Below are 22,818 nucleotides of genomic sequence, written 5' to 3'. Positions count from 1 at the left end.
TGACACTCGATCAGCCCAATTCGCGGGTCATATGCTAATACCTAAGTAGCCAAAGCCACGGAAAAAAGTAACGTTTCCCCGGCGCTTGAACCAGGCGGATGGCGGGAACCCGGCGCCCGAATGGCAAACGAAAAGCCGCCTGTTGAGCGCCGGAGCGCGGCCCGCTCATTGTGCCCGTCACGCAATGCAACAACACTGCGCCCCAGGGTGGTCCGGCACTCTCAAGTCGGGTACGGGCCAGTCCGTGGCCATCAGCACGCGGTCGGCGCGGCGGCGATGCGGACCGGATCGGAGATCGCCGGTTTCCACCGTTCCGGAAGCTGTGACCGACCGTCGCGCGGCTCACCGAGAGTCGCAGCGAATTTACGGTGACGACCCCTCCTCGCAGCCGCATCTTCCGTGCGAGACTCGCCGTCGATCACTTCGCAAGTCGATCCGTGTCGCAGAAACGGAACAACGCGCACCCTTCGAAGGGACCGCCAGTGAAGAGACTTGTCGTTGGCATGGCCGCGGGATCGGCGCTCGCAGCCTTGCTCGGGGCCGGGATCCAGCCCGCCGCCGCCACACCGGAGGAGCAGGACCTGCCGCGCTCGACGGCGTCCAGGGCGGACAACCGCCCCGGCCCATTGACGAAACAGCGCACCGAGATGCGCCGACAGGCGATCGACAAGGTCGCCAAGGGCAAGGCGACGCCCGACGCCCGGGGCGTCGTCGAACTCGCACCCGGAAAGTTCGTTGAGACGAAGACGGTCCGGCAGGACAAGATCTTCACCATCCTCTCCGAGTTCGGCGACCAGAGCTCCGGCAAGTACGGCACACTGCCCGGCCCGCTGCACAACCAGATACCGAAGCCGGACCGGACGGTGGACAACTCCAACGCATGGGCACCGGACTTCGGCAAGGCGCACTACGAGAACCTCTTCAACAGCGCCGGCGAATCGATGCGCACGTACTACGAGGGGCTCTCCAACGGCCGGTATTCGGTGACCAACACGGTCTCCGACTGGGTCACGGTGCCCTACAACGCCTCGTGGTACGGGGACAATGCCCGCGAGGACACCGGCGGTTCATGGGACTTCATCCAGGATTCAGGCGATGCGTGGTGGAATGCCCAGATCGCGGCCGGAAAGAGTCCGGCGGAGATCGACGCCTACCTCGCCCAGTTCGATGTGTGGGACCGCAACGACTGGGATCATGACGGCAACTTCGACGAGGCCGACGGCTATATCGACCACTTCCAGGCGGTGCATGCCGGCATGGGTGAGGACGCCGGCGGCGGCGCACAGGGCGAGGACGCGATCTGGTCCCACCGCTGGTACGTCAACGGTGACGACTTCGGACTGACCGGCCCTGTCCTGGGCAGCGCACAGAACAAGGCGGGCGGCGCTCGGGTCGGCCAGTCGAAGTACTGGCTCGGCGACTACACGACCGAGGGCGAGAACGGCGGACTCGGCGTGTTCTGCCACGAGTTCGGCCACGACCTGGGCCTTCCGGACTTCTACGACACCGACGGCGGCGAAAACTCCACGGCGTTCTGGACCCTGATGAGCAGCGGTTCCTGGCTGGGCCACGGCGCTGCCGCGAACGAGGGCATCGGCACCCGGCCGGGTCTGATGGGCGCCGAGGAGAAGCTGTTCCTGGGGTGGCTCGATCACAGCACTGTGGCCACCGGCACGTCCGGGACCTTCGTCCTCAACCCCGCTCAGCTCCAGCTCCGCGGCAAGGATCAGGCGGTACGGGTCGACCTGCCGGACAGGACCACCAGCACCGTGTACGCGACGCCGACATCGGGCACACACGCCTGGTGGACCGGTTCGGCCGACGGGCTGAACGAGTCGGTCACCCGGTCGCTCCCGGCGGCCTCGCGCATCACCGTGACAGCGAAGGCCTGGTACAACATCGAGGCCAACTTCGACTATCTCTTCGCCGAGTACTCGCTCGACGGCGGCGCGACGTGGGAGCGCACGGGTTCCCCGGTCGACGGCGACTCCGCCGGCAAGTGGACGTCACTGCGGTATTCCTACGACGCCTCCGGCAAGCCGTCGCTGTTCCGCTTCCGCTATCAGACCGACGGCGGCGTTCACTTCGCCGGCGCCTTCCTCGACGACATCGCCTTCGCGGCGGGCGGTACGACGCTGGTCGCCGACGACGTCGAGCAGGGAACCAACGGGTGGACGGCGAACGGACGGTGGAAGATCTCGACGGGTACCGAGACCGCCACCTATCCGCGCTACTACCTGGTGGAGAACCGCGAGTACGTCGGCAGCGACAAGCTCCTGGCCGAAGGCCCGTACCAGTTCAGCAAGCCAGTCACGGCGCCGGACTGGGTGGAGTTCTTCAGGTTCCAGAACGGCATGCTGGTCTGGTACGTCGACAGGTCCTTCGAGGACAACAACGTCAGCGCCCACCCCGGCGGCGGCCAGGCCATGGTTGTGGACTCCCGTCCCTCGCCCTTCACCTACGGCGACGGCACCTACCCGAGCAACCGACGGCAGCCGTTCGACGCGACGTTCGGCCTGGAAGCCACGGACGCGACCTGTCTGCACAAGGAGGTCCTCTCCGGAAACGGCGCTCACCAGACCGTCGTGACCAGGGACGCGTGCGCGCCGTCCACCGCCGGGATCGCGGTGTTCGACGACAGCAACCCCGACGCGTACTACAGCGCCGCCGACCCCCAGGGCAGCGTCAAGGTCGCGGGGCACGGTGTGAAGGTGACTGTCACCGGCGACGCCGGTGACGACTTGACCATCAGCGTGGTCAACCCGTCGGCTCCCTGACGGCGCTGCGCCACGGTCGACAGTGGCCGGGACATCCCCGCGGTGTCCCGGCCCGAGCCGGACGAGACGGCAGAACAGCAGGTCCGGGCCCGACTGTTCGGCGGTGCCGTCAACGGGCTGCCGGGCGGGAATCGCTGACGCTGCGGCGAATATGCGCGTGGAGGGAACGCCGACGGGGTTTTCGCGGAACAATCTCCCTGTCCACGGCGGTTTGCGTAGGCCGCCGAAGGTTGGAACGGGGGTGGCCGAGTTGCGCACACCGGTGAGCGATCCGCAGTGCGTCGGGCCCTATCGGATCGTGGGCAGGTTAGGTTCAGGCGGGATGGGCTGGGTCTATCTGGGGCGTTCACCGAGCGGGCGGGCGGTGGCCGTCAAGGTCGTACGGCCGGAGCTTGCGGACGATCAGGAGTTCCGCCGACGCTTCGCCCGCGAGGTGGCCGCCGCGCGGGCGGTGAGCGGGGCGTTCACCGCCGCGGTGATCGACGCCGATACGGATGGTCGGCTGCCGTGGCTGGCCACCGTCTATGTACCCGGTCCTTCCCTGGCGGAGGCGGTCACCCGGCACGGGCCGTTCCAGGAGTCGCAAGTGCGGCGGCTGGGCGCGGGGCTGGTGGAAGCACTGCAGGTGATTCATGCCGCCGGGCTGGTGCACCGGGACCTGAAGCCGTCGAACGTACTGCTGGCCGAGGACGGGCCGCGCGTGATCGACTTCGGGATATCGCGGTTCGCCGGGTCCAGTGCGATCACCCGCCCCGGAATGTTGATCGGTACGCCCGCGTTCATGTCGCCCGAGCAGATGACCGGGGAGCCTGCCGGTCCGGCGAGCGATGTGTTCTCGCTGGGCGGGGTGCTGGCCTTCGCCGCCACCGGCAACGGCCCCTTCGGCGGCGGTCAGGGGCTGCTGTACCGGGTCGTACACGAGGAGCCCGCGCTGGACGCGGTCCCGGACGGGCTGCGCGACCTCATCGGGCGGTGTCTGGCGAAGAAGCCGGAGCCCCGGCCTGCGCTCGCCGCGCTGCTGGACGAGCTTCTGCTGCCAAGCCCCACCCAGTCCAGTTGGCCGCCCTCGTCCGTCGCCGAGTCCATTCGTGTCCGTACGGGCGAACTGGCAGGCCGGCGGGCAGGTTCGGCGGGCACCTCCATTCCGTCCTGTCTGCTGCTGCATGCTCAGGCGCTACTGGACGCCGGGCTGACCGACCGCCTGGTGGTCGAGGCGGTGAGCCGTGCGGGAGGCTGAGACGGCAGCGGGCGGCGGACTGGAGCTGGGCACCAACTGGCGGCGACTGGTGGACGGATGGACGGCCGCGAGCAATATCCGTTCCGTCGCGGACACCACATCCGTATCCATGGAATTCGATCTTCCAGAGGTGGGACGGGTGGTGACAGTGAGGTTTATGACGACGACCAGACTGCTCGTCGCCTTCATGACGGACGGCCGTTTCCTCAAGGCCGAACAGCTGGCGCTGGCCGCTGCCGCGGCGAACGCCTGGAATACCGAACAGTTGCTTCCCATGCTGTCCGTCTGGGACGTCCGAGGGCCGCAGCCCTGCCTTGCGGGCGTCTGCTCCTTGCCGCTGACCTGCAGGATGACGCAGTCGGACTTCAATGCGCTGGCCGCGGACTGGGCTGGGCGGGCCCGCCAGATGTTCACCCGCTGCCATCAGGTGTTCCGGCTCTGAGAGCGGGGAGTTATTTACGCCAATACCGGTTTAAGAGCGGTGGGTTCACCGTAGAATCACGGTGAATTCCCGGGCCGTAGGGGGCAAGATGGGCCGGAAACGGGTGGGCGTGTCGCTGTTCACCGCATTCCTTGCGCTGCTGATCGCGACGGCGATTCCCGGCGCTACTTCCTGGGCGGACTCGGCGGCTTGCAAGGCCGACCGCCCCGGCCTCGGGGCGGACCTGCTGCGCTGCTGGTCCGACGCCGCGAAGGCCGGCGGCGGCCGCACGGTCGTCGTGACACTGCATCAGCCGCTGCGTCTCGACGTCGCGGCGAAGGACTTACAACTGGTCCGCCACAAAAAGGGCTTCAAGAGCGGGGAGTTGGTCGTCACCCTCCCGCCGAAGAGCGAGAGCGGCGCGGGCGGAACCGTGCTCCTCGTGCTGGCCGGCCATCGGATCGTGGGTGCGGACAGCGTCATCACGCAGCTGGACAGCGGGGCCGTCGCGGCGCTGAAGAAGGCGGACGCGTGTGACGCCCTGTGCAACAAGGCAGCCTCCGGCACGGTCAGGGGCAGCGAACTCATCAAGGGGAAGCTGGCCGCCGACCGCTACGCCGTCATCACACCGGAGACCGAGGGCTCGGGTCCAAACTGGGTACTGGTCGCGCTCACCGCGGCGCTGGCCGCGCTGGTGCTCGTCTTCGCCTGGGCCGTCCGGCGCTCCAAGGGGCCCAAGGCAGCGGCGTACAACTCTCACCCGCCCGTCCGCGCCACCGGTGGCCGCCCCGCCGCCCCGGCGCCGCTCACACATCCCCAGCGGCGTGCCCGCCGCCCCGTCGTCGTACCGGCCGGTCCGCTGCGATCGGCCGTCGTGCGCACGGAACTCCATCCCCAGGGGTACGTCGAGCTCGACCACTGCCTGCACCGGGCGACATGGGCAGACGACGACCGGTCGCCAGCCCTCGGCTGCCTCGTCGACGTGGCCGAGCAGGAGTCGGGAGTGCTGCTGGCCTTCCCGTCCGCAAGCCGTGAGACCAGGAGAAGCCATGCGAAGTGACCAGCCGCCCAAGACGCTTCCGATGGAGTACGCCGACATCGAGTTCGAGAACAACGCGCAGCGCCTTCCCCTGGTGCTGTGTCTCGACATCTCCAGCTCCATGGCCGGCCCGCCCATACAGATGCTCAACGACGCGCTGCGGGGGTGGACTCAGGAGCTGCACGACGACGTCAGCCTCAGCTACAGCGTCGAGGTCGCCGTGGTCACCTTCGGCGGGCAGGGTGTGGGCGCCTGGAAGGGACCGCATCTGCTGGACCCCAGGACGCCGACCAGCCCGTTCGTACCGGCGCACATGTTCAGTTCGCCTCAGTTCGTGGCCTCCGGGGTCACGCTGATGACCGAAGCGCTCGAGCTGACCATGCGGATCGTGGCGTCGCGCAAGACCGAGCTGCGGCAGAGCGGACTGCAGTACTACCGCCCGCAGATCTGCATGGTGACGGACGGGCTGCCGACGGACGCGACAGGGCATCAGACCGAGGCGTGGCGGCGGCTGGTCCCCGTACTGAGGGCCGAGCAGGACGCCCGGCATTTCCGCTTCTACGCGATCGGGGTCGGCGGAATCACCGAGCGGGGCGAGGACGTCCTGCGGGCTCTGGCTCCGACGTTCAACGCCCGGCTGCAGGGCTTCCCGTTCCGGGAACTGCTGCAGATGATGTCGGCCAGTGCGAACGCCGAGCAGAAGGGCGCCGGCGACGAGGTCTTCGAGAAGATCTTCAGCCAGTTCAAGACACAGCGCCCGGCCTGGGAATCCTGAGCGGGGGCGGGGATCGTGGGCGGGCGGGCCGGGTGGAGGCTGCACGGGATGAGCGTGGAGGGGTACCGCCACCGGCGGGAGGGGGTCCCCTGCCAGGATGCCTGGCACCACGTCGTCACGGGCCCGGCCCATGCGCCCGTGGAGGTCCTGGCGGTCGCCGACGGGGCGGGCAGCCGCCCGCGTTCCGATCAGGGCTCGAAGCTTGCCGTACAGCTGGCGACGGCACGGTTCGGGCGGCGGGCTCCCGGGCGTTCCGACGAGAGCGGGGAGGCGGTGCGCGCGCTGCTGGCCGGCGCTTTCCGCGATGTACGTGAGGAGTTCTTCCGGCAGACACGGGGTGAGGCTGACGACTTCGCCACGACGCTCACCGTGGTGGTGCTCACGCCGTCCTGGCTCGGGCATGTCAGCGTCGGCGACGGCTTCGTGATCCTGCGTGCGGGAACGGAGGACGGCGAGTCGCAGTTCCATTTGCTCCCCCAGCCGGACACCGTGAGCGAGTACAGCAACGAGACGGTGTTTCTCACCTCGCCCGACGCCGAGCAGCGGACGCAGGTCGACTGTGTGCGCGACGACGGGATCGACGGTGTGCTGCTGTCCACGGACGGGCTGGCGCAGGCGGCGCTGTCCTGGTCCGGCGGGCGTCCGCAGGCTCCGAACGCCTCCTTCGCCTCGGCGGTGCTGCGCTCCCTCGACCAGCCGGGGCCCGTCCCGGAGGAGGATGACGAGGCCTTGGCCACGCTGTTGCGCTCGGACCGGCTTACCGCACTGAACGGCGACGACAAGACCCTGCTGAGGGCGGTACGGCCATGAACGGGCCACGGGTGCATCTGGGCGCGGAACACGTCGTACTGGCCGAGGAACCCCTCAAGGGCGGTGGCCAGGCGGCCGTCTTCCCCGTGCTCGGCCGCGCCGATCTCGTGGTCAAGCTGTACCGGGAACCGCCGGGCGCGGAGCAGGAGCGGCGGCTGGAAAGCATGCTCACGGTGTCCCCGCTGGGCGGCCGCCCCACGGACCGCAGCCAGCCGCCGGAACTTGCCTGGCCCACCGCACTGGCCCACGGGTCCCATGGGGAGTTCCTGGGGTATGCCATGCGGCGGTTCGGCGAGCCGGACCATGTGCAGCTGATCGGGCTGTTCACACGCTCGCAGCGGCTGCGGCTCTTCCCGCCCGAGACGGACTGGAAGTTCCTGCTCGGGGTGGCCTGGAATCTGGCGTTCATGACCGCGCGCATGCATCACCAGGGCCTGATCATCGGCGACTTCTCCAGCAACAACGTCGTCGTCGACAAGAACGGCTTCGTCACCTTCCTCGACTGCGACTCGATCGCGTTCAACGATCCGGCCTCTGGCGAGCTCTTCCCGTCCCTGATGCAGACCGCGGACTACTCGGCTCCGGAGCGGCAGGCCGGCGGTCCCGCCACCCGGTCCAGTGACGACTTCGCGCTGGCCGTGCTCATCTACCAGTTGCTGACCGCCGGGAACCATCCCTTCGGCGGCGTACCGCACGACAGCGACTCCGAGGCCACGGTCAAGGACAACATCGCCGCCAGCTGCTCCTACGTGGTGTGGCCGGACCGGGTCGTCGTGCCGCGGGCCGTGATCGAACCGACCGTGCTGCCGCCCTCGCTGCTCGAGCTGGCGCGACGCGCGTTCGGTCCCGGGGTGCAGAGTCCGCCCGCGCGGCCGTCGGCGCAGGAGTGGCTCAAGGCGCTGGACGGCGAACGCTCGCAGATACGCAACTGTGCCGAGCGGCCGCGTCACAGTTACGGCTCCCATCTGGGCGCGTGCCCGTGGTGCGCCCGCGCGGCGGCGACGGGCCAGGATGTGTTCAATCCGCCGTCGACAGTCCCCGGAGGCACTGGAGCCCCGGCGGGCGCCGTTCCGCAGGGCCCGGACGGGTGGAAGCCCTCGGCGAAGACCGTGGCCGTCTTCGTCGCGGTCCTCGTGCTGATCGTCCTGGTGGCGCTGCTGTGACGTAGCGCCCGGTCCGGAGCTGGCGGCCATCGCCGAGCAACACAGGCGAACTCGGACGGGCGGCGGCATCGCCTGCCGTGTCTACCGGCTCCCCGACAGACGGGAACCCGCCGGGGTACGGCTGTAGAGCACCGCCCGTCCGGACCGGGCGCGGACGACGAGACCCGCCCGGTGCAGCACACCCAGGTGGTACGAAACCGTGGCGGGACTGAGGAAGTGACGCGCCGCGAGCTGGGCGGTGGAAGCCGGTCGTGCGAGCGCCTCGAGCAGCCCGGCGCGGGTGGGTCCGAGCAGCCTGGCCAGTTCGGCGGAGGGTGCCACCGGCGCCGTGGGCTTGTCGCGCACGGGATAGACCAGCATCGGCGGCCTCCGCCCCGCCCGCACCGGATCCACGGCCACGGCCGGCTCCGGCGCAACCAGCGACGGCACCACGACCACCAGGGGTACGGTCAGCTCGATCGTGAACCGGCTGTCGACGCACAGCGTGCCGTCAGCCCAACGGATGCCCGGATGCAGGGAGTTGAAGAGTCCGGCCGCGCCGCGCCGGGCCAGCACGCCGGCGCACCGGTCGACTTCCGCATCGAGGGCGGCTTTCGCGGCCTCCCAGTGCGGGGCGAAGGCCAGACCCCAGTAGCGCCGCAGTTCGTCCGCGGCCTGTCGCGCAACGTACTCGCCGCCCCGCCCCACGGCCCGCCGCACCACTGCGGGCAGCTCGGATCCGGCCAGGCCGTTGCACGGGCGGCCGTCGCGCAACACCTCAAGCTCGCCCAGGACGCGCTCGGGCGGAGTGGACCGGACCCGCTCGAGCTCCTCCTCAACGGTGGGCGAGGGCCCGGACGGATGCGGACTGAGGAAATCCGGCACATAGCCGCCACCGTCCAGGGCCAGCTCCGACAGCAGCGGCAGCCGTGCGCGGCGCAGCGCGCGGCGGGCGCGCGTGACCCACGGATCAGCATCCGGACTCGGGCGCAGGCCCCATGGCAGCAGCGTCGCGGCGACCTCGTGCAACGGTGAGACCGCGAAGCGGGAGTGAGCCAACCCGGTGGCGTCCACGGTGAGTTCGATCATGGTCCCCCCGCTGTCCCTTCGAACCTGCTCGAATCGTGGCACGGAAGCTCGCCGTAAGGAGCCTGCTCTGCGCAGTCTGGTGGCCGACGGAGACGAGGGGGCGCGGGCGTGCGACGTACACGGGGAATGCCGGGGACACAGGGGATGCGGGGAACACCGGGGGTACGGGGGGTGCGGAGCCCCAGAGCGCTGGCGACAGTCGCTCTGGCTGCCGTCAGCGTGCTGATGTTGTCGGGGACGTGCACGTCGACGGCGCAGGACCGGGCGGCCGCGGCGTCGGCCGGGGAGAGCGGGGGACTCTCCGGCGCCGCGGCCTGCCCTGGCCTGGAGGGCTACACCTGCGCGACGTTGACCGTCCCGCTCGACCACAGCGGCGGCGTGTCGGACCGGCTGGGCCTGAAGGTCGCGATGGCGGACAACGTGAAGGCCCCGAAGGGGGTGCTGCTGTTCCTGACGGGCGGTCCGGGGCAGCCGGGTGTGCCGTTCGTGGAACGGCTGAGCAAGAAGCTGACGCCGTTGCTGAAGGACTACCGCCTCGTCATGATCGACCAGCGTGGCACCGGCGGCAACGCGCTGCAATGCCCGCAGTTGCAGAAGGAGATGGGGTCGTCCGATCTCACACCGCCCACCGTGCGGGCGGTGACGGACTGCGCCGCGGCCATCGGCCCGGACCGCCGCTTCTACAGCACGAGCGACACGGTCGCGGACTTGGAGCTGCTGCGCCGGGCGCTGGGCGTGCGGAAAATGACGCTCGACGGCGTCTCGTACGGCACGTACACCGCTGAGCGGTACGCCCTGACGCACCCTCAGCACGTGGCGCGGATGGTGCTGGACTCGGTGGTGCCGCAGACCGGCTACGACCCGATGGACCGCGCCGCCATGCGAGCAGCGCCGCGCGTGTTGACGGCGGCATGCAAGGCGATCGGCTGCGATTCGGATCCGGCGGCTGATCTGGCCAAGGTGGTGGACACGTACGACAACGGCGTCGATGTCCTGGACGCGCTGACCACCTGGGAGTTCGTGGACCCGGACTACGCGGCGATGATCGACGCTCTGCACAAGGCGGCGGGCGGCGATCCCGGACCGCTGCGGGGCTTGATCGCGGGGGTGCGGCAAGGGAGCGCGGCGACCGCGGAGGAGCTCAGCCAGGGGTTGCACGCCTCGACACTGTGCCTGGACGGGCGCTATCCGTGGGGCAGGTCGGACACGCCGGTGGCAGGGCGCCGGGAAGCTCTGGAGAAGGCGGGCGCGGAGCTGACACCGGCCGACTACGGCCCCTTCGACGCCACTACGGCTACCGGCCTCGGCTCGATGCTCAGCTGTCTGCACTGGCCGCGCACGCCGGCCCCGCCGCTGCCGCCGGAGCACCGCCGGCTCCCCGGCATACCGGTACTGCTGCTCGGCGGGGACCGGGATCTCTCGACGCCGCTGGAATGGCTGTACGACCAGAAGAAGCTGACGCCGCGAGCCCGGGTCGTGGTGGTGCAAGGTGCCGCGCACTCGGTGCAGACCAGGGCGGCCGACGACACGGGCCGTCAGGCGGTGTTCGACTTCCTCTTGCGGCGCTGACCGCGGGGTGGCTCGCAGCACGAGACGGGGGACAAGGACGGGCCCCGACCATCGATCCGGTCGGGGCTGCCGTCTGTCCGGGTGGGCGGCTGCGGATGGGACCTTCGGCGGGGCTGCCCGGTGAGCACCCGCGAAAGGCCCCCGTCGGCTCCCTGCGGTGTCGGGCCACGCGGCTGCGTGGCCCGACACCTTCGGTCATCCGGCGGATCCGTCGGGCGACAGGCGACTGCTCAGGGACAGTTGATTGCCGTGTCGCCGGTATCGCGGATGCAGGTGTCGAAGCCCAGGCCGCCGTCGAGGCTGTCGTTGGCGATCAGGTTGTCCACGGCGTTGAGGGTGTCATTGCCCTCATTGCCGTTGTGCGTGTCGTTGCCTCTGCCTCCGGTGACCGTGTCATTGCCCTGGTCGCCGTTGAGGGTGTCGTTGCCGTCGTCGCCGTTGAGGGTGTCGTTGCCGGCATTGCCGTTGATGGTGTCGTTGCCCGCCAGCCCGGAGATGGTGTCGTTGCCCGGGCCGCCGTTGATGGTGTCGTTGCCCGGAGTCGCCAGCAGGCCGAAGGAGGCCGGGTCGTCGCCGACGAGCCGGTCCGCCCGGGGACCGCCGTTGAGCCGGTCGTCGCCTTCGCCACCGACTACTGTCCCCGCAGCGTCGAGGTTCGGGGAGATGGTGACATCGTCATCGGCGTCCTTGGCGTTGACCCGAACCGCCGTGATGGGCAACGGGCACTCGGCTGTGTGTGCCGACGTCAGCTGACAGGGAGCGACGGCGGCCACGGTGTCCCCTGTGTCGGTGACCACGACAACGTTGCCGCGCCGCCGGACGGTGATGTCGTTCGACACACCCTCGTCGGCCGTGACGACCAAGCTGTCGCCGACCTCCTCGACGACCGTGGTGCCCGCGAGGACTCCCCCGCCGGGCACCGCACCGGCCGCGGCAGAAGCGCCGACCTGCGGGGCGAAGACGAGTGCGCCGATTGCCACCATCATGGTGCAGATGCGCCGGGCTTTCATCGGTGTCCGCCTTTCGTTTCGTCCTGCCGCATACCGGGGTCTGGTGTACTGCTCACACACACTCATCACGGGCAACCGCTGACGTTGTCGCCCAGGTCGGCCCGGCAGTCGTCCATTTGAGAGCCCCCCTCGACGTAGTCGTTGCCGCTGACGTTGTCCACGGCGTCGATCGTGTCCCGACCGCTCCCGCCGTCCGCGTAGTCGTTTCCGGCGCCGGCGACGATCTGCTCATTGCCGCTGCCACCGTCGATCACATCGTTTCCGGCGTTGCCGTTGATGATGTCGGCGCCGCCGCGTCCCTCGATGGAGTCGTTGCCGCCGCCGCCGAAGATCCTGTCCGTTTCGGCTCCCCCGGTCAGGGTGTCGTTGCCTGCGCCGCCCGAGAGGAAGTCGGAGCCCTCGTCGCCCTGGAGGGTGTCGTTGGCGGACCCGCCATAGAGGTTGTCGTCGCCCGGGCCGCCGATCAGCGTGACGCCGACGTTCGCCAGGGAGGAGGTGACATTGTCGGCCTGGTCGCCTGCGTTGACCACGAGTTCAGTGGTGTCGGCGGCCGGGCAGGCGACTTCGGTCGCGCTGATCGCGGTGCAGTCGCCAGACGGTGCGACCGTGTCTCCGGTGTCCCTGATCCTGATGCTGGCGCCGGTCTGCCAGACGGTGATCGTGTTCCCCCGTCCCACGCCGGCGACGACGGTAATGGTCGTGCCGGTCTTGTTCACGAGCGTCGTAGCGAGCATTCCTGGCGTCGGTGCGGCGAAGGCCGCACCAGCCCCACCCGTGAGGCACAGAATGGAACCGCACGTTGCCAGAAGTGCGGCGGTGCGAAAAAGCCCTCTACTCATGGCCAACCCCCCTAAGAGTTGGGAACGTTGAATTCGGTCATGCGGCCGGCCGCATTGCCTCCCGGACGGGACGGCGCGCATCCGGCCAATGCCCGCGCCCTGGCCTCGACTACCGGATCACCCCTGACGCAGCCGCGCGCGTCAACTCCCATGCGGCGCGGTCGGGGAACGGCTCACCAAACGAGGCGAGTGCGCAGGGAAATGCCAGGTCACTGGCGTGATGGATCCGGACCACCCGGACTTCGATGCCCGGATGTCATGGCAGCCTTCAGCGGTCGTCGATCATCCACTCCCTCTCCTGCCCATACGCCGGCGCCTACTCCGCCGACGAGGCATCAGGAACGTCCGGCCACCAGAGCATGCCGGGATACGAAACCCAACTGAAGGCGAATTAGCGCCATTACCACATTCACTGTCTCCGCGCGTGGACCGCCATCCGGCTCGGGTCAGGGATCAACCATTGGACGAGCCGTCGGTCGGATTCTCATCAATCGGGAGTGCAAACTGAACGTTGGTCCGTACTGCATTGAACTATTTCCCGGCGCGGGGCGAGCGGGCCTTCGAAATCGATCTGAAAGGCACTGAGGGACGCCGTCCCGTGCGTGGCCCGGCGACGTCGGTCCTTGCCCAGTGGGGTGTCCGAGGTTCGCCAGGCATCTCCAGCGCAAGCTGTTACGGGTGAGTTGGACTGATCCGCACCTGGACATCCGGGCTCGGTCACGCCGACTCGACGGCGTACGGCAGGACCCTTGCCCCTGTCGCACACGCGCATGAGGACGTCATCGGCCCCCGCGACTCCGGAGCCCGCGGAGAGCCTGTACCCGGCGCTTCGCCCCTCGCAGCGGCCACCGACTCAGATGCCGAAAGTCTCCCCCCGCGCCTCGAGGTCACGGCCGAAGCGGTCTGGATGGGCGGACAACTGCTGGGCGACCGGCGACGTTCATGCCCTTGTGGCCGGACGCTGCGGGCATGAGGGCTGGGGCCCGTCCGGCGGATCATGTGACGTTGCGGCTTCGCGTCGTTGGCATGAGCATGGGACGGGGAGATCTGACGCAGGACGGGCGGACCCTAGCCCTTCGAGTCCGGCTTCCAGTCCTGGACGAGGAGCCCGAGCAGCACCTCGTCAAGAAACTCGCCCATCACCCAGGCCGAGGAGCGCAGCACGCCCTCGCGGACGAAGCCGTTGCGCTCGGCTGAGCGCAGCATCGCGGCGTTGTCCGACAGCGTCTCGATCTGCAGCCGCTGCAAGCCGCGTACGACAAAACCGTAGTGGCACAGCACCGCGACCACGTCGGTGCCGTAGCCCTTGCCGCGAGAGGACGGCAGCAGTCCAAGGCCGATGTGCGCGAACCGGTTGTGGTTGTCGATGCCCCACAGCGTCGCGGCACCGATCAGTGTGCCGCCTTCCAACTCCACCACGGAGAACGGGACGTGCCCTTGCTCCTTGTCGTCCACCACGAGCCGTGGGTCCTTCGAGCCGGGCGTGATCGGCCGCCACGGACCGCCTTCGGCCCGCGAGGCGTTGACCACGTCGTCGTAGAGCTCTGTCCGCAGGATCGGGATGTCGTCCTCGTGGCGGGCCCTGAGCCCGACCTTGCTGCCTCTAAGCATGCAAGCTTCCTATCCGACCGGGCTCGCCGACGGCAAACCAATAATGAGCTGCTGGTTCGGAACCTCCCAGGCCCCCGGGCCTGGAGGCACGCGCTGGGCCCCAGATGATCCGCCGGACAGTCTCTACCGCCAAGTCCCGGCCGGCATGGAGTGCATGCCGTCACTCCGCACGAGACCTGGGACGTTCCGGCAACGATCGCCGTGGCGGTTCGCAGGTGTCAGGCGCCGGGCGGGCGAAGCCCAGCCACCGCCCATTTCGCCCGCGTGGACAGTCGGCTGAGCGCCTTCGCCGACTCCTTGCCGATCGTGTCCAGCAGGACCCTGCCGTGCTTCATCGTCGCACGCGCGAGTTCCGCGTCACCCGCCTCGACCGCGGCGAGAGCCAACTCCAAATGCTGTTCCGTGATCAGTCGGCCCAGCCCCCTGCGGTGCCACTGCTCAACCGCTCTGTACGGCGTGGAGCCATCGGCGCCGACGGCAGCCCGAGCCCGCTCCAGCGCCCGCCACGCTGCCGTGAGGTCGCCCTTGCGGCGCTCCAGGCGGGCCAGAACGTACGCCTCCGAGGCCCGGTCCCATGCCGTGGCCTGAAGCGAGAGGAGGTTGAACTGGGCGCGGGCCGCCTGCGCGTGGTCACCGATGCGCTCCAGCGCGCGGCTCAGCTCCCGGAGCCGGTCCGCGTCCGGGCCCGTGTCGTCCAGCATGCGGATGAGCGCGACCCTGGCGTGCTCGACACGACCCTGCCGGTGGGCCAGTTCGATCCACGTGAACTCGCTCTCCGCGGCCACATCCCGCCCGTGCCGCGTCGCCTCCTCGGCGCGGGCCCACTCCACGGCTCCGGCGCTGTCGGTGACCTGCCCGGCAGTGGCCGAACGAAGTAGCGGAACGTCCTCGTCGTGCCCGTGCAATGCCACCAGCACCGCGGCCAGCCGCCGCTCCTCGAACCACTCGGTCGGCGCGGCATTCTCATGCTCCAGAAGGAAACGCAGCAGCGGCAGGTCGCCGTCGCGGCGGTCGTACTGCGCCGCCCGCAGCACCCCCGCCCGCAACACCAGATCCGCGGCCGCCTCCTCGCGCGCGCCGACGTCGCCTGAACGTATCCGCTGCAGCGCCTCACGTCCCGGGCCGAGGACGACGTCGCGCAAGGGCTGCCGGAAGGACTCGTCCAGCCGGTACGCGCAGAGCTCGCGGGAGTTGAGCAGGACGTAGTCCGGCTCGGTGCGCCTGGCGGCCGACTCCGACATGGAGACGAGTTCGACCAGCGGCCGGTCCGGCAGGCCCAGACCGCTGATCAACGCCGCTCGAAACACGTCCAGTTCGGGGGCGAACTCCTCCCGTGCTTCGTCATCCGCCGCACGTATTTCGGCGAGCAGTTCCTCCTCATCCAGCTCGGCGGAGATGTGGTCGCACCCCGCGGGCAGCCGGACCAGGATCTCGAGCGCCTCGCCGACACTGTCGGCGAGGAGCGAGGCGTCTCCCTCTGAGGACGCGTAGAGCACGGCTGTTCCCCCGCACAGGAAGTACGTGCCGCCTGTGTCGTCGCCGGCGATCGGCTCCAGCTCCGCACCGGACGCCAGGTGAACGGCCTCGACGTGGTACGCCCGGCCCACATCGAAGTCGAATGGAAACGCCGCCAGTTCGGCCAGGTCAGGGCGGGTGCGCAAGAGTTCCAGAACGCGGTCGGTCATACGATCGAACTCTAATGATCCAGGGCGCTTCGGCCCAGGCGCTCGTCTGGCGCACCGTAACGGTGCCGCGTTGTCCGTTGCCGCTCAGGGGGAAGCTTCACTCCGCGATGTACGTGCGATAGGTCCATCGATAGACCGCCATCGTCTCACCGTGCAAGGTCCGGTATTCGTGCGCGAACTCGAAGTGCTCGTAGGCGTTGTGGCGCAGGATCTTGACCGGTTCTGTGTACCCCCCGGGGGGCATTGCCCAGAGCTGGGGAAGGTCGTCGGGGCCTCCCTGGAGGAGCACGAGATTCGACGGGTTCATGGTTCTTGCCTCCAGCAGCCTGGGACGACTCGAAGCGGAGCAGGAGGCGAAGGGGCATTGCCAGGCCCCGTTCCCGCGGCCCGGCAGCGGGCTCCGCGTCCCGTCGCGGGCTCACGATGCGGTGTGGTCCTCGAGCACGAGGCCCATGTGGTCGGCCAAGCCGGTGGCCAGGGCCTCCAGCGTCGGGTGCTGGTAGACGAAGTTGGCGGCGATCTTGATTTCGAGGCCTGCTTCGAGGCGGGTGCGCAGTTCGAGAGAGAGCAGGGAGTCGAACCCGAGGGCCTTCAGGGGCGTTTGTGGATCGAGGGTGGTGCCCTCTCCCAGCCGGAGCACCGCGCGTACATGACCGGCGAGGTACGCCTCGAGACCGGTACGCCGTGCGAGACCTGCCGGGAGGGCGCCCAACTCGCCGCGAATGTCGGGGACCGGTTCCGGTCCGGTGGTCGTGGGCCGGTCGTCGGCGAGGAGACCGAACAGCGACGAGTTCCGGACGGCCGGGAGGATCCACGTCTCCGGTTCACCCGGGATCACGCCGGTGTGGATGCGCCCGTGCACGAGCAGGGCGTTCAGCGCCTGGAGTCCCTTCTTGGTGGGAATGGTCCGGTAGCCGCGGTCGGCGAAGTCCACGGCGGCTCCGGTCTCGCCCCATGCGCCCCAGTTGACGGACAGCGTCGGCATGCCGCGACCGGTACGCCAGCCGGCGAATCCGTCGAGCCAGGAATTCGCCGCGGCGTAGGCACCCTGACCCGGATTGCCCAGCAAAGAGGCCATGGAGGAGAACACGACGAACCAGTCGGGACTGTGACCGGCAGTGGCTTCATGCAGCCGCCACGCGCCCATCGCCTTGGGATGCCAGACCTTCAAGAGCTGGTCGTCGGAGATGTTGGTGATCGCGGCATCGTCGAGCACCATGGCGGCATGCACGAGCCCCCGCAGCCGCAGGCCGTCCGCGGTGGCGGTGGCCACGAGGCGTTCGGCGGTGCCCGGCTCGGCGATGTCGCCCAGAACCACGGTGATCCGTGTGCCGTCGGCGCGCAGCTCCTGAAGGGTCCGTGAGGTCGACGGAGAGCCGGGCGAGCGGCCGTTGACGACGACGTGGCCCGCGCCCTGCCCGGCGAGCCAGCGGGCTGTCTCCAGCCCCACACCGCGCAGCCCGCCGGTGACGATGTAGGCGCCGCCCGGGCGGACGGCCGATGCTTCCCCGTCAAGACGCGCGGTGGTCTCGCCCTGGTCCGGAACGGTCAGCACGAGCTTGCCGATGTGGCTCGCACCGGCCATGAGACGGAAGGCCTCCGTGGCGTCGGCCAGAGGGAAGGTCCGGTGGGGCAGGGGTGCCAGCCGGCCGGAGGTGATTTCGGCGAGCACCTCGCGGAGCACGGCGGTGAACACTTCGGGCCTGTCGTGCTGGAGTTGGATGAGGTCGACGGTGGTGAGAGTGATGTTGTTCCGGAAGGGCGCCAGACCGATGGACGCGTCGGCAAGGATGTCGCGCACCCCGAGCTCGACGAAACGGCCGAAGGGCCGCAGGGCTTGGAGACCGGCCCGGATCGCGGCGCCCGACAGCGAGTTGAGGACGACATCGACGCCTTCGCCCGCCGTGGCGGCGCGCGTCTCCTCGGTGAAGCGCAAGGATCGGGAGTCCATGACGTGCTCGATCCCCATGCCGCGCAGATAGGCACGCTTCTCCGCCGAGCCGGCCGTGGCCAGCACTTGAGCCCCCAGCATCCGGGCGACCGCGACGGCGGCCAGTCCCGTACCGCCGCTCGCGGAGTGGATCAGGACGCGTTCGCCGGCGGTGAGCCCGGCCACGTGCCGTAGGGCGTACCAGGCGGTGACGTACGCGGCGGGCAGCGCTGCCGCCCCTGCCGGCCCGATCCCGGCCGGCAGGGGCGCGACGGCGTGGTCGGGCACGGTGACGAACGTGCCGAAGGCACCGCCTCGCAGGTCGACGGCGAGCACCGGGTCGCCGGCGCGGACGGTCCGTACGCCCTCCCCCACCGCGGTGACCGTCCCCGCGCACTCGAACCCGATGCGATGCCTCGCCTCCTCGCCGTCTCCGAGCAGGCCCATGGCCGTGAGCACGTCCCTGAAGTTCACCGCTGCGGCGGCGATCCGCACCTCCACCTCCCCGGCGCGCGGCTCCGCCCTGGCGACGACGGCCGGTTGGAGGCTGTCCAGATCTCCGAAGCGGCCGATGCGCAGGCGGAAGCGGTCGGCGCCGTAGCGGACGGTACGGGTGGTGGCCGCGGTGTGTTCGGCCTTGGTGAGCGGCGCGTATTCCAGCCGCGCGACGTGGCGGCGGCCGCCGCGCAGGGCGATCTCGTCCTCCGGCCCCGCGTTCAGCAGTTCGGCCGCCACGTCGTGCAGTGCCGGGTCGGCCGGGTCGGCATCGACAAGGGTGGCGCGCAGCTCCGGGTGCTCGTAGGCGAGGACCCGTACCACTCCCCGCAGGGCGCTCTGGCCAGGGTCGGCCGTCTCCCCCGGCCGCACGTGCTGGGCACCACGGGTGACAAGGAAGAGGCGTGGGGGCCTGGGGAAGCCGGCGAGTACCGCCTGTACGGTGCCGATGAGCCGCCGGGTGCGCCCCAGACCGTCCATGGCCGGTTCCGTGCCTTGCCCGGGCGCTGCGCACAGCACGGCCACAGCGTCGGCGTTCGCCCGGCGGCCGGCGAAGCAGTCGGCGAGCGCGTCCTTGACCGTTGCCGGCGGATGGACGCCCACGGGCGTGTCGAGGACAACCGTCTCCGCCCCCGCCGTGTGCAGTAGACCGGCCAGCTCCCGCGCGCAGCCGTCCCCCTCCCCGATGACGAGCCAACTGCCCGGTGAGGGCGCAGCGGTAGCCCCCGCTCGCGGGGTGCCGTGCCACCGGGGCTCGAGGAACCAGCCGTCCACTCCCCCTGATCCGGCGACATCCGGCGCGCCGTGGCGTATCAGCTCAAGCCCGTCGATGGCGAGCACCGGCCTGCCCGCCTCGTCCAGCAGGCGGAGGTCTCCCGTGACACCGTCGGCCCGCTCCTGGGTGATACGGCCGAGGCAGTACACGGCCGTCATGGGGTCCTCGAGGATGCGTAACGCACCGACTCCGACCGGGAGTACGAGGCCCCGGCCGGGATCCCGCAGGAGCCCCGCCACGAGCACCTGGGCGCAGCAGTCGATGAGGACCGGGTGGATCCGCAGGTCGTGCGGCGCGGATGCCGCCGCTTGCGGCAGCGCCACGCGGGCCCAGCTGCGGTCGCCGTCGCGTGAGACCCGGAGGCTGGTGATGCCGGTGAAGGCCGGGCCGTGTTCGATGCCCCGGGCGCGCATGCCCGCATAGAGCGTGGCAGGGTCGAGCACGACAGGGTGCTGGGCCGACAGCGCCGTCAGTTCCTGAACCGGCGGCAGTGGCTCCGCTCCGGCGTGGTGCAGTTCGGCGGTCGCCAGGAGTACCCAGCTGCCCTCGTCACCGCGGGCATGCATCTCGCAGGCGGCGCGGTCGGTCGCTGTCACGGTGACCGTGGTGACGACCTCGGTGTGGGCGGTCAGCCGCAGCAGCTCCAGGAAACGCAGGCCGGTCACCTGGATGTCCTGCGGGGGCGCGCCGAACACCGCACACCCCGCGGTGAGGGCGAGGGCGCAGTAGCCGGCGCCCGGGAACACCGGGTCTCCGTGCACCCGGTGGTCGGCCAGCCAGGGCACTGCCCCGGTGCCCGCGTCCGCCCGCCAGCAGTGGCGGACCTGTTCCCCCGGGATCTCGGCCTGGGTGCCGGGCAGGCCAGTGACCGTCGGCTCAACCGGTGCCGGTGCGGGAGCGGTGTGCTCCGCCCAGTGGCGCTGCCGGTCGAAGGTGAGGAACGGTACGTCGCAGAGCTCACCGTCCGCGTAGAGCGCCGACCAGTCGACAGGGACGCCTGCGCAGTGCAGGGCGGCGAGCTGGGTGCGGAAGGTGGTCGCTTCGTCCTCATCACGGCGGAGCGTGGGCAGGACGACCGGATTGTCGAGGACGCGTGGCAGGCTGTCGGTGACGGAGCGGATGACGACGGGATGCGGGGAGACCTCGACGTAGACGTGGTGCCGGTCGCCGGCAGCGGCGGCGATCGCTGAGGCGAACCGGACGGGACTGCGCAGGTTCGCGCACCAGTAGTCGGCGTCGAAGGCGGGTGTCCGGCGCGGGTCGTCGAGAACGGTCGAATAGAACGGGTCGCGGGGCTGCCGCGGCGTCAGATCCCGCAGAGCCTCCTGCAGACCGGGAAGCAACGGGTCCACCTGGGGCGAGTGCGAGGCGACGTCCACTGCGACGAGATGCGCGGGTATGGCCCGGTCGTTCCAGGAGGCGACCAGCCGTTCAACATCCCGGGTGCCGCCGGACACGACCGTGGAGCCGGGCGCGGCCAGCACAGCCACTGAGACCGCTCCGCTCACCCCTGCCTCGTCCAGTTCCCGCTCCACCGCGGCACGGTCCAGACTCACGGTCGCCATCGCGCCGGCACCCGCGATCCTGTTCATCAGCGAGGAGCGGCGGCAGACGACCCTGACGCCGTCGGCGAGGGTCAGCGCTCCGGCGACGACCGCCGCCGCCACCTCACCCATGGAGTGCCCCACGACGGCGGCCGGTTCGATTCCGTACGCCCGCCAGAGGGCGGCGAGCGCGGTCTGCACGGCGAACAGCAGCGGCTGCACCCGCGAGCTTCCGGTGACCGGCGCTCCCCGGGACACCATGTCCAGCACGGAGAAGCCGGCTTCGGCCGTGATCAGCGCGTCGGCTTCGGTCAGGGCCCTGGCGAAGGCGGGTTCCTGCTCCAGCAGGGTGCGTCCCATGCCGGGCCATTGCGAGCCCTGTCCGGAGAACACCCACACCGGGCGCCGCGAGACCCCGGCGGCCACGGCCCCCGACACCACGCCGGGTTGAGCCCCTCCGGCGGCGAAGGACCTCAGGGCGCCAACCAGGTCGCCGCGTGAGGAGGCCACCACACCCAGGCGGCCACGGCCGGCCGAGCGCCTCAGCGCGAGTGTGTGGGCGACGTCGCGCAGTGGGACGTTCGCCCCGTCCTGCTCGAGCCAGTCGGCGAGCCGCTCCGCCGCGGCCGGAAGGGCCCTGGCGGATCCCGCCGGTACGAGGAAGACCTCGGGCGTTGGCCCCTGCTTCCGGCCCCGGACGTGCGGGCGTTTGGGAGCACCGGCCGGTGCCTGCTCGAGTACGACATGGGCGTTGGTGCCGGAGTACCCGAAGGACGAGACCGCCGCGAGCCGGGAGTCGGAGTCAATGGGCCACCCCGCCAGCGTGGTGGGCACGAAGAAGCGCGTTCCTTCCGCGGAGATGGCCCGATTCCACTCGGTGAAGTGCAGGTTGGGCGGGACGAGTCCGTGCTGCAGGCACAGAACTGCCTTGATCAGGCCGGTGATTCCGGAGGCGGGTTCGAGGTGGCCCACGTTGGTTTTCACCGACCCGAGGGCGCACCGGCCCCGGCCCGTGCCGTAGACCCGGGCCAGGCTGGAGAACTCGATCGGGTCGCCGACCGGGGTGCCCGTCCCGTGCGTCTCGATCATCCCCACGTCCCGGGGATCGGTGCCGGCACGCTCCAGGGTCTGGCGGAACAAGGCTTCCTGAGCGTCTGCGGAGGGGGCGGCCAGTCCGTCGGAGGTGCCGTCCTGGTTCACGGCCGAGCCACGCACCACCGCCAGCACCCGGTCACCGTCCCTCCGGGCGTCGGCCAGGCGCTTGAGGACAACGGCACCGCACCCCTCACCGCGTACGAAGCCGTCTGCCGCGGCGCCGAAGGTGTGGCAGCGGCCAGTCGGCGAGAGCATGCCCATCCGCGCGAAGGACCTCATCGTCCTCGACCCGAGGATGAGGGTGACCCCCGCGGCGAGGGCGAGATGACACTCGCCCGCTGCCAGCGCCCGGCAGGCCAGGTGCAGTGCCACGAGCGAGGAGGAGCACGCCGTGTCCAGCGCGACACAGGGACCGTGCAGTCCCAGCAGATAGGAGATGCGCCCCGCGGCGACGCAGTGACCGTTCGTCAGGAGCGAGCCGTCAAGCTCCAGGGGCTGCCCGGCCAGTCCCTCGTAGAAATCGTTGTAGCTGATTCCCAGGTATACCCCTGTCGCGCTCCCGGCGAGCCGGTCCGGCGGCAGCCCGGCGTGTTCCAGCGCCTCGCAGGCCACCTCCAGGAGCAGGCGGTGCTGCGGGTCGAGTACGTCCGCCTCGCGACCGGAGACTCCGAAGAATCCGGCGTCGAAGCCCGCCACATCACGCAGATAGCCGCCCTGCCGGGCCATCGGGTTCCCGGGCCCGGAGCCGCCCCACGTACCGCCCGGTGTCCCGTGCCGCGCCCGTCCGGCGGGAGGGTCGCCGACGGCGTCCCGTCCGTCGGCGAGCAGCCGCCACAGCGTGGCCGGTGAATCGGCGTCGCCGGGAAGCCGGCATCCCAGTCCGACGACGGCGATACGCTCGTACCCTCCGTTGATACGGTGCTCCTGCTTGACCATCAGAAACCTCCCCCTCCCGCCGGGTTGACGGGTCCGGAA

General features: G+C 70.1%; 15 protein-coding genes. 8 read left to right on the top strand and 7 right to left on the bottom strand.

The features are described 5' to 3' along the window. Positions 1-503: 503 nt before the first annotated feature. From OHA61_RS38240 to OHA61_RS38210, 7 genes are all read left to right on the top strand, one after another. Positions 504-2,777, top strand: coding sequence for an immune inhibitor A domain-containing protein (locus OHA61_RS38240; protein WP_406306987.1), 2,274 nt, complete (start codon positions 504-506; stop codon positions 2,775-2,777). 241 nt (positions 2,778-3,018) lie between these two features. Beyond that, positions 3,019-4,014 carry a serine/threonine-protein kinase gene (locus OHA61_RS38235; RefSeq protein ID WP_406306985.1) on the top strand — a complete coding sequence of 332 codons (996 nt, stop codon included), beginning with the start codon at positions 3,019-3,021 and terminating at the stop codon, positions 4,012-4,014. Further along, positions 4,001-4,456, top strand: a complete 456-nt coding sequence (locus OHA61_RS38230) for a hypothetical protein (protein WP_406306984.1) — start codon at positions 4,001-4,003, stop codon at positions 4,454-4,456. The genes OHA61_RS38235 and OHA61_RS38230 overlap by 14 nt, the downstream gene beginning before the upstream one ends. A gap of 88 nt (positions 4,457-4,544) precedes the next feature. Then, positions 4,545-5,495, top strand: a complete 951-nt coding sequence (locus tag OHA61_RS38225; protein ID WP_406306983.1) for a hypothetical protein — start codon at positions 4,545-4,547, stop codon at positions 5,493-5,495. After that, positions 5,485-6,249, top strand: a complete 765-nt coding sequence (locus tag OHA61_RS38220; RefSeq protein ID WP_266485792.1) for a hypothetical protein — start codon at positions 5,485-5,487, stop codon at positions 6,247-6,249. Before OHA61_RS38225 ends, OHA61_RS38220 begins: the two co-directional genes overlap by 11 nt. A gap of 48 nt (positions 6,250-6,297) precedes the next feature. Continuing rightward, complete coding sequence (locus OHA61_RS38215; RefSeq protein ID WP_406306982.1) at positions 6,298-7,059, top strand: PP2C family serine/threonine-protein phosphatase; 762 nt, start codon at positions 6,298-6,300, stop codon at positions 7,057-7,059. Beyond that, complete coding sequence (locus OHA61_RS38210) at positions 7,056-8,222, top strand: hypothetical protein (RefSeq protein ID WP_406306981.1); 1,167 nt, start codon at positions 7,056-7,058, stop codon at positions 8,220-8,222. Before OHA61_RS38215 ends, OHA61_RS38210 begins: the two co-directional genes overlap by 4 nt. An 81-nt stretch (positions 8,223-8,303) precedes the next feature. Here OHA61_RS38210 and OHA61_RS38205 read toward each other — a convergent pair whose 3' ends face one another. Then, the gene (locus OHA61_RS38205) at positions 8,304-9,290 is read right to left on the bottom strand and encodes an ArsR/SmtB family transcription factor (protein WP_406306980.1); all 987 of its coding nucleotides are present in this window, start codon (positions 9,288-9,290) and stop codon (positions 8,304-8,306) included. A gap of 171 nt (positions 9,291-9,461) precedes the next feature. On the opposite strand from OHA61_RS38205, the gene OHA61_RS38200 reads away from it, so the two are divergent. Further along, entirely contained in the window at positions 9,462-10,859 is a 1,398-nt protein-coding gene (locus OHA61_RS38200; protein ID WP_406306979.1) for an alpha/beta fold hydrolase, read from the top strand. Positions 10,860-11,089: 230 nt separating this feature from the next. Here OHA61_RS38200 and OHA61_RS38195 read toward each other — a convergent pair whose 3' ends face one another. From OHA61_RS38195 to OHA61_RS38170, 6 genes are all read right to left on the bottom strand, one after another. Next, entirely contained in the window at positions 11,090-11,869 is a 780-nt protein-coding gene (locus tag OHA61_RS38195) for a calcium-binding protein (protein WP_406306978.1), read from the bottom strand. A 65-nt stretch (positions 11,870-11,934) separates the two neighbouring features. Then, on the bottom strand, positions 11,935-12,603 hold the full coding sequence (locus OHA61_RS38190) for a calcium-binding protein (protein ID WP_406306977.1): 669 nt from the start codon (positions 12,601-12,603) through the stop codon (positions 11,935-11,937). A 1,173-nt stretch (positions 12,604-13,776) separates the two neighbouring features. After that, positions 13,777-14,319 (bottom strand): GNAT family N-acetyltransferase, encoded by a 543-nt coding sequence (locus OHA61_RS38185; protein ID WP_406306976.1) that lies wholly within the window; start codon positions 14,317-14,319, stop codon positions 13,777-13,779. Positions 14,320-14,537: 218 nt separating this feature from the next. After that, on the bottom strand, positions 14,538-16,004 hold the full coding sequence (locus OHA61_RS38180) for a hypothetical protein (RefSeq protein ID WP_406306975.1): 1,467 nt from the start codon (positions 16,002-16,004) through the stop codon (positions 14,538-14,540). 97 nt (positions 16,005-16,101) lie between these two features. Then, positions 16,102-16,311 carry a DUF5988 family protein gene (locus OHA61_RS38175; protein ID WP_361913351.1) on the bottom strand — a complete coding sequence of 70 codons (210 nt, stop codon included), beginning with the start codon at positions 16,309-16,311 and terminating at the stop codon, positions 16,102-16,104. A gap of 111 nt (positions 16,312-16,422) precedes the next feature. Beyond that, positions 16,423-22,779 carry an SDR family NAD(P)-dependent oxidoreductase gene (locus OHA61_RS38170; RefSeq protein WP_406306974.1) on the bottom strand — a complete coding sequence of 2,119 codons (6,357 nt, stop codon included), beginning with the start codon at positions 22,777-22,779 and terminating at the stop codon, positions 16,423-16,425. Between the last annotated feature and the right edge of the window lie 39 nt (positions 22,780-22,818).

The sequence above is a fragment of the Streptomyces sp. NBC_00885 genome (assembly GCF_045207475.1).
GTDB lineage: Bacteria > Actinomycetota > Actinomycetes > Streptomycetales > Streptomycetaceae > Streptomyces.
Note: the sequence above shows the minus strand (reverse complement) of the source record. Positions and strands in the feature narration are given on the sequence as shown.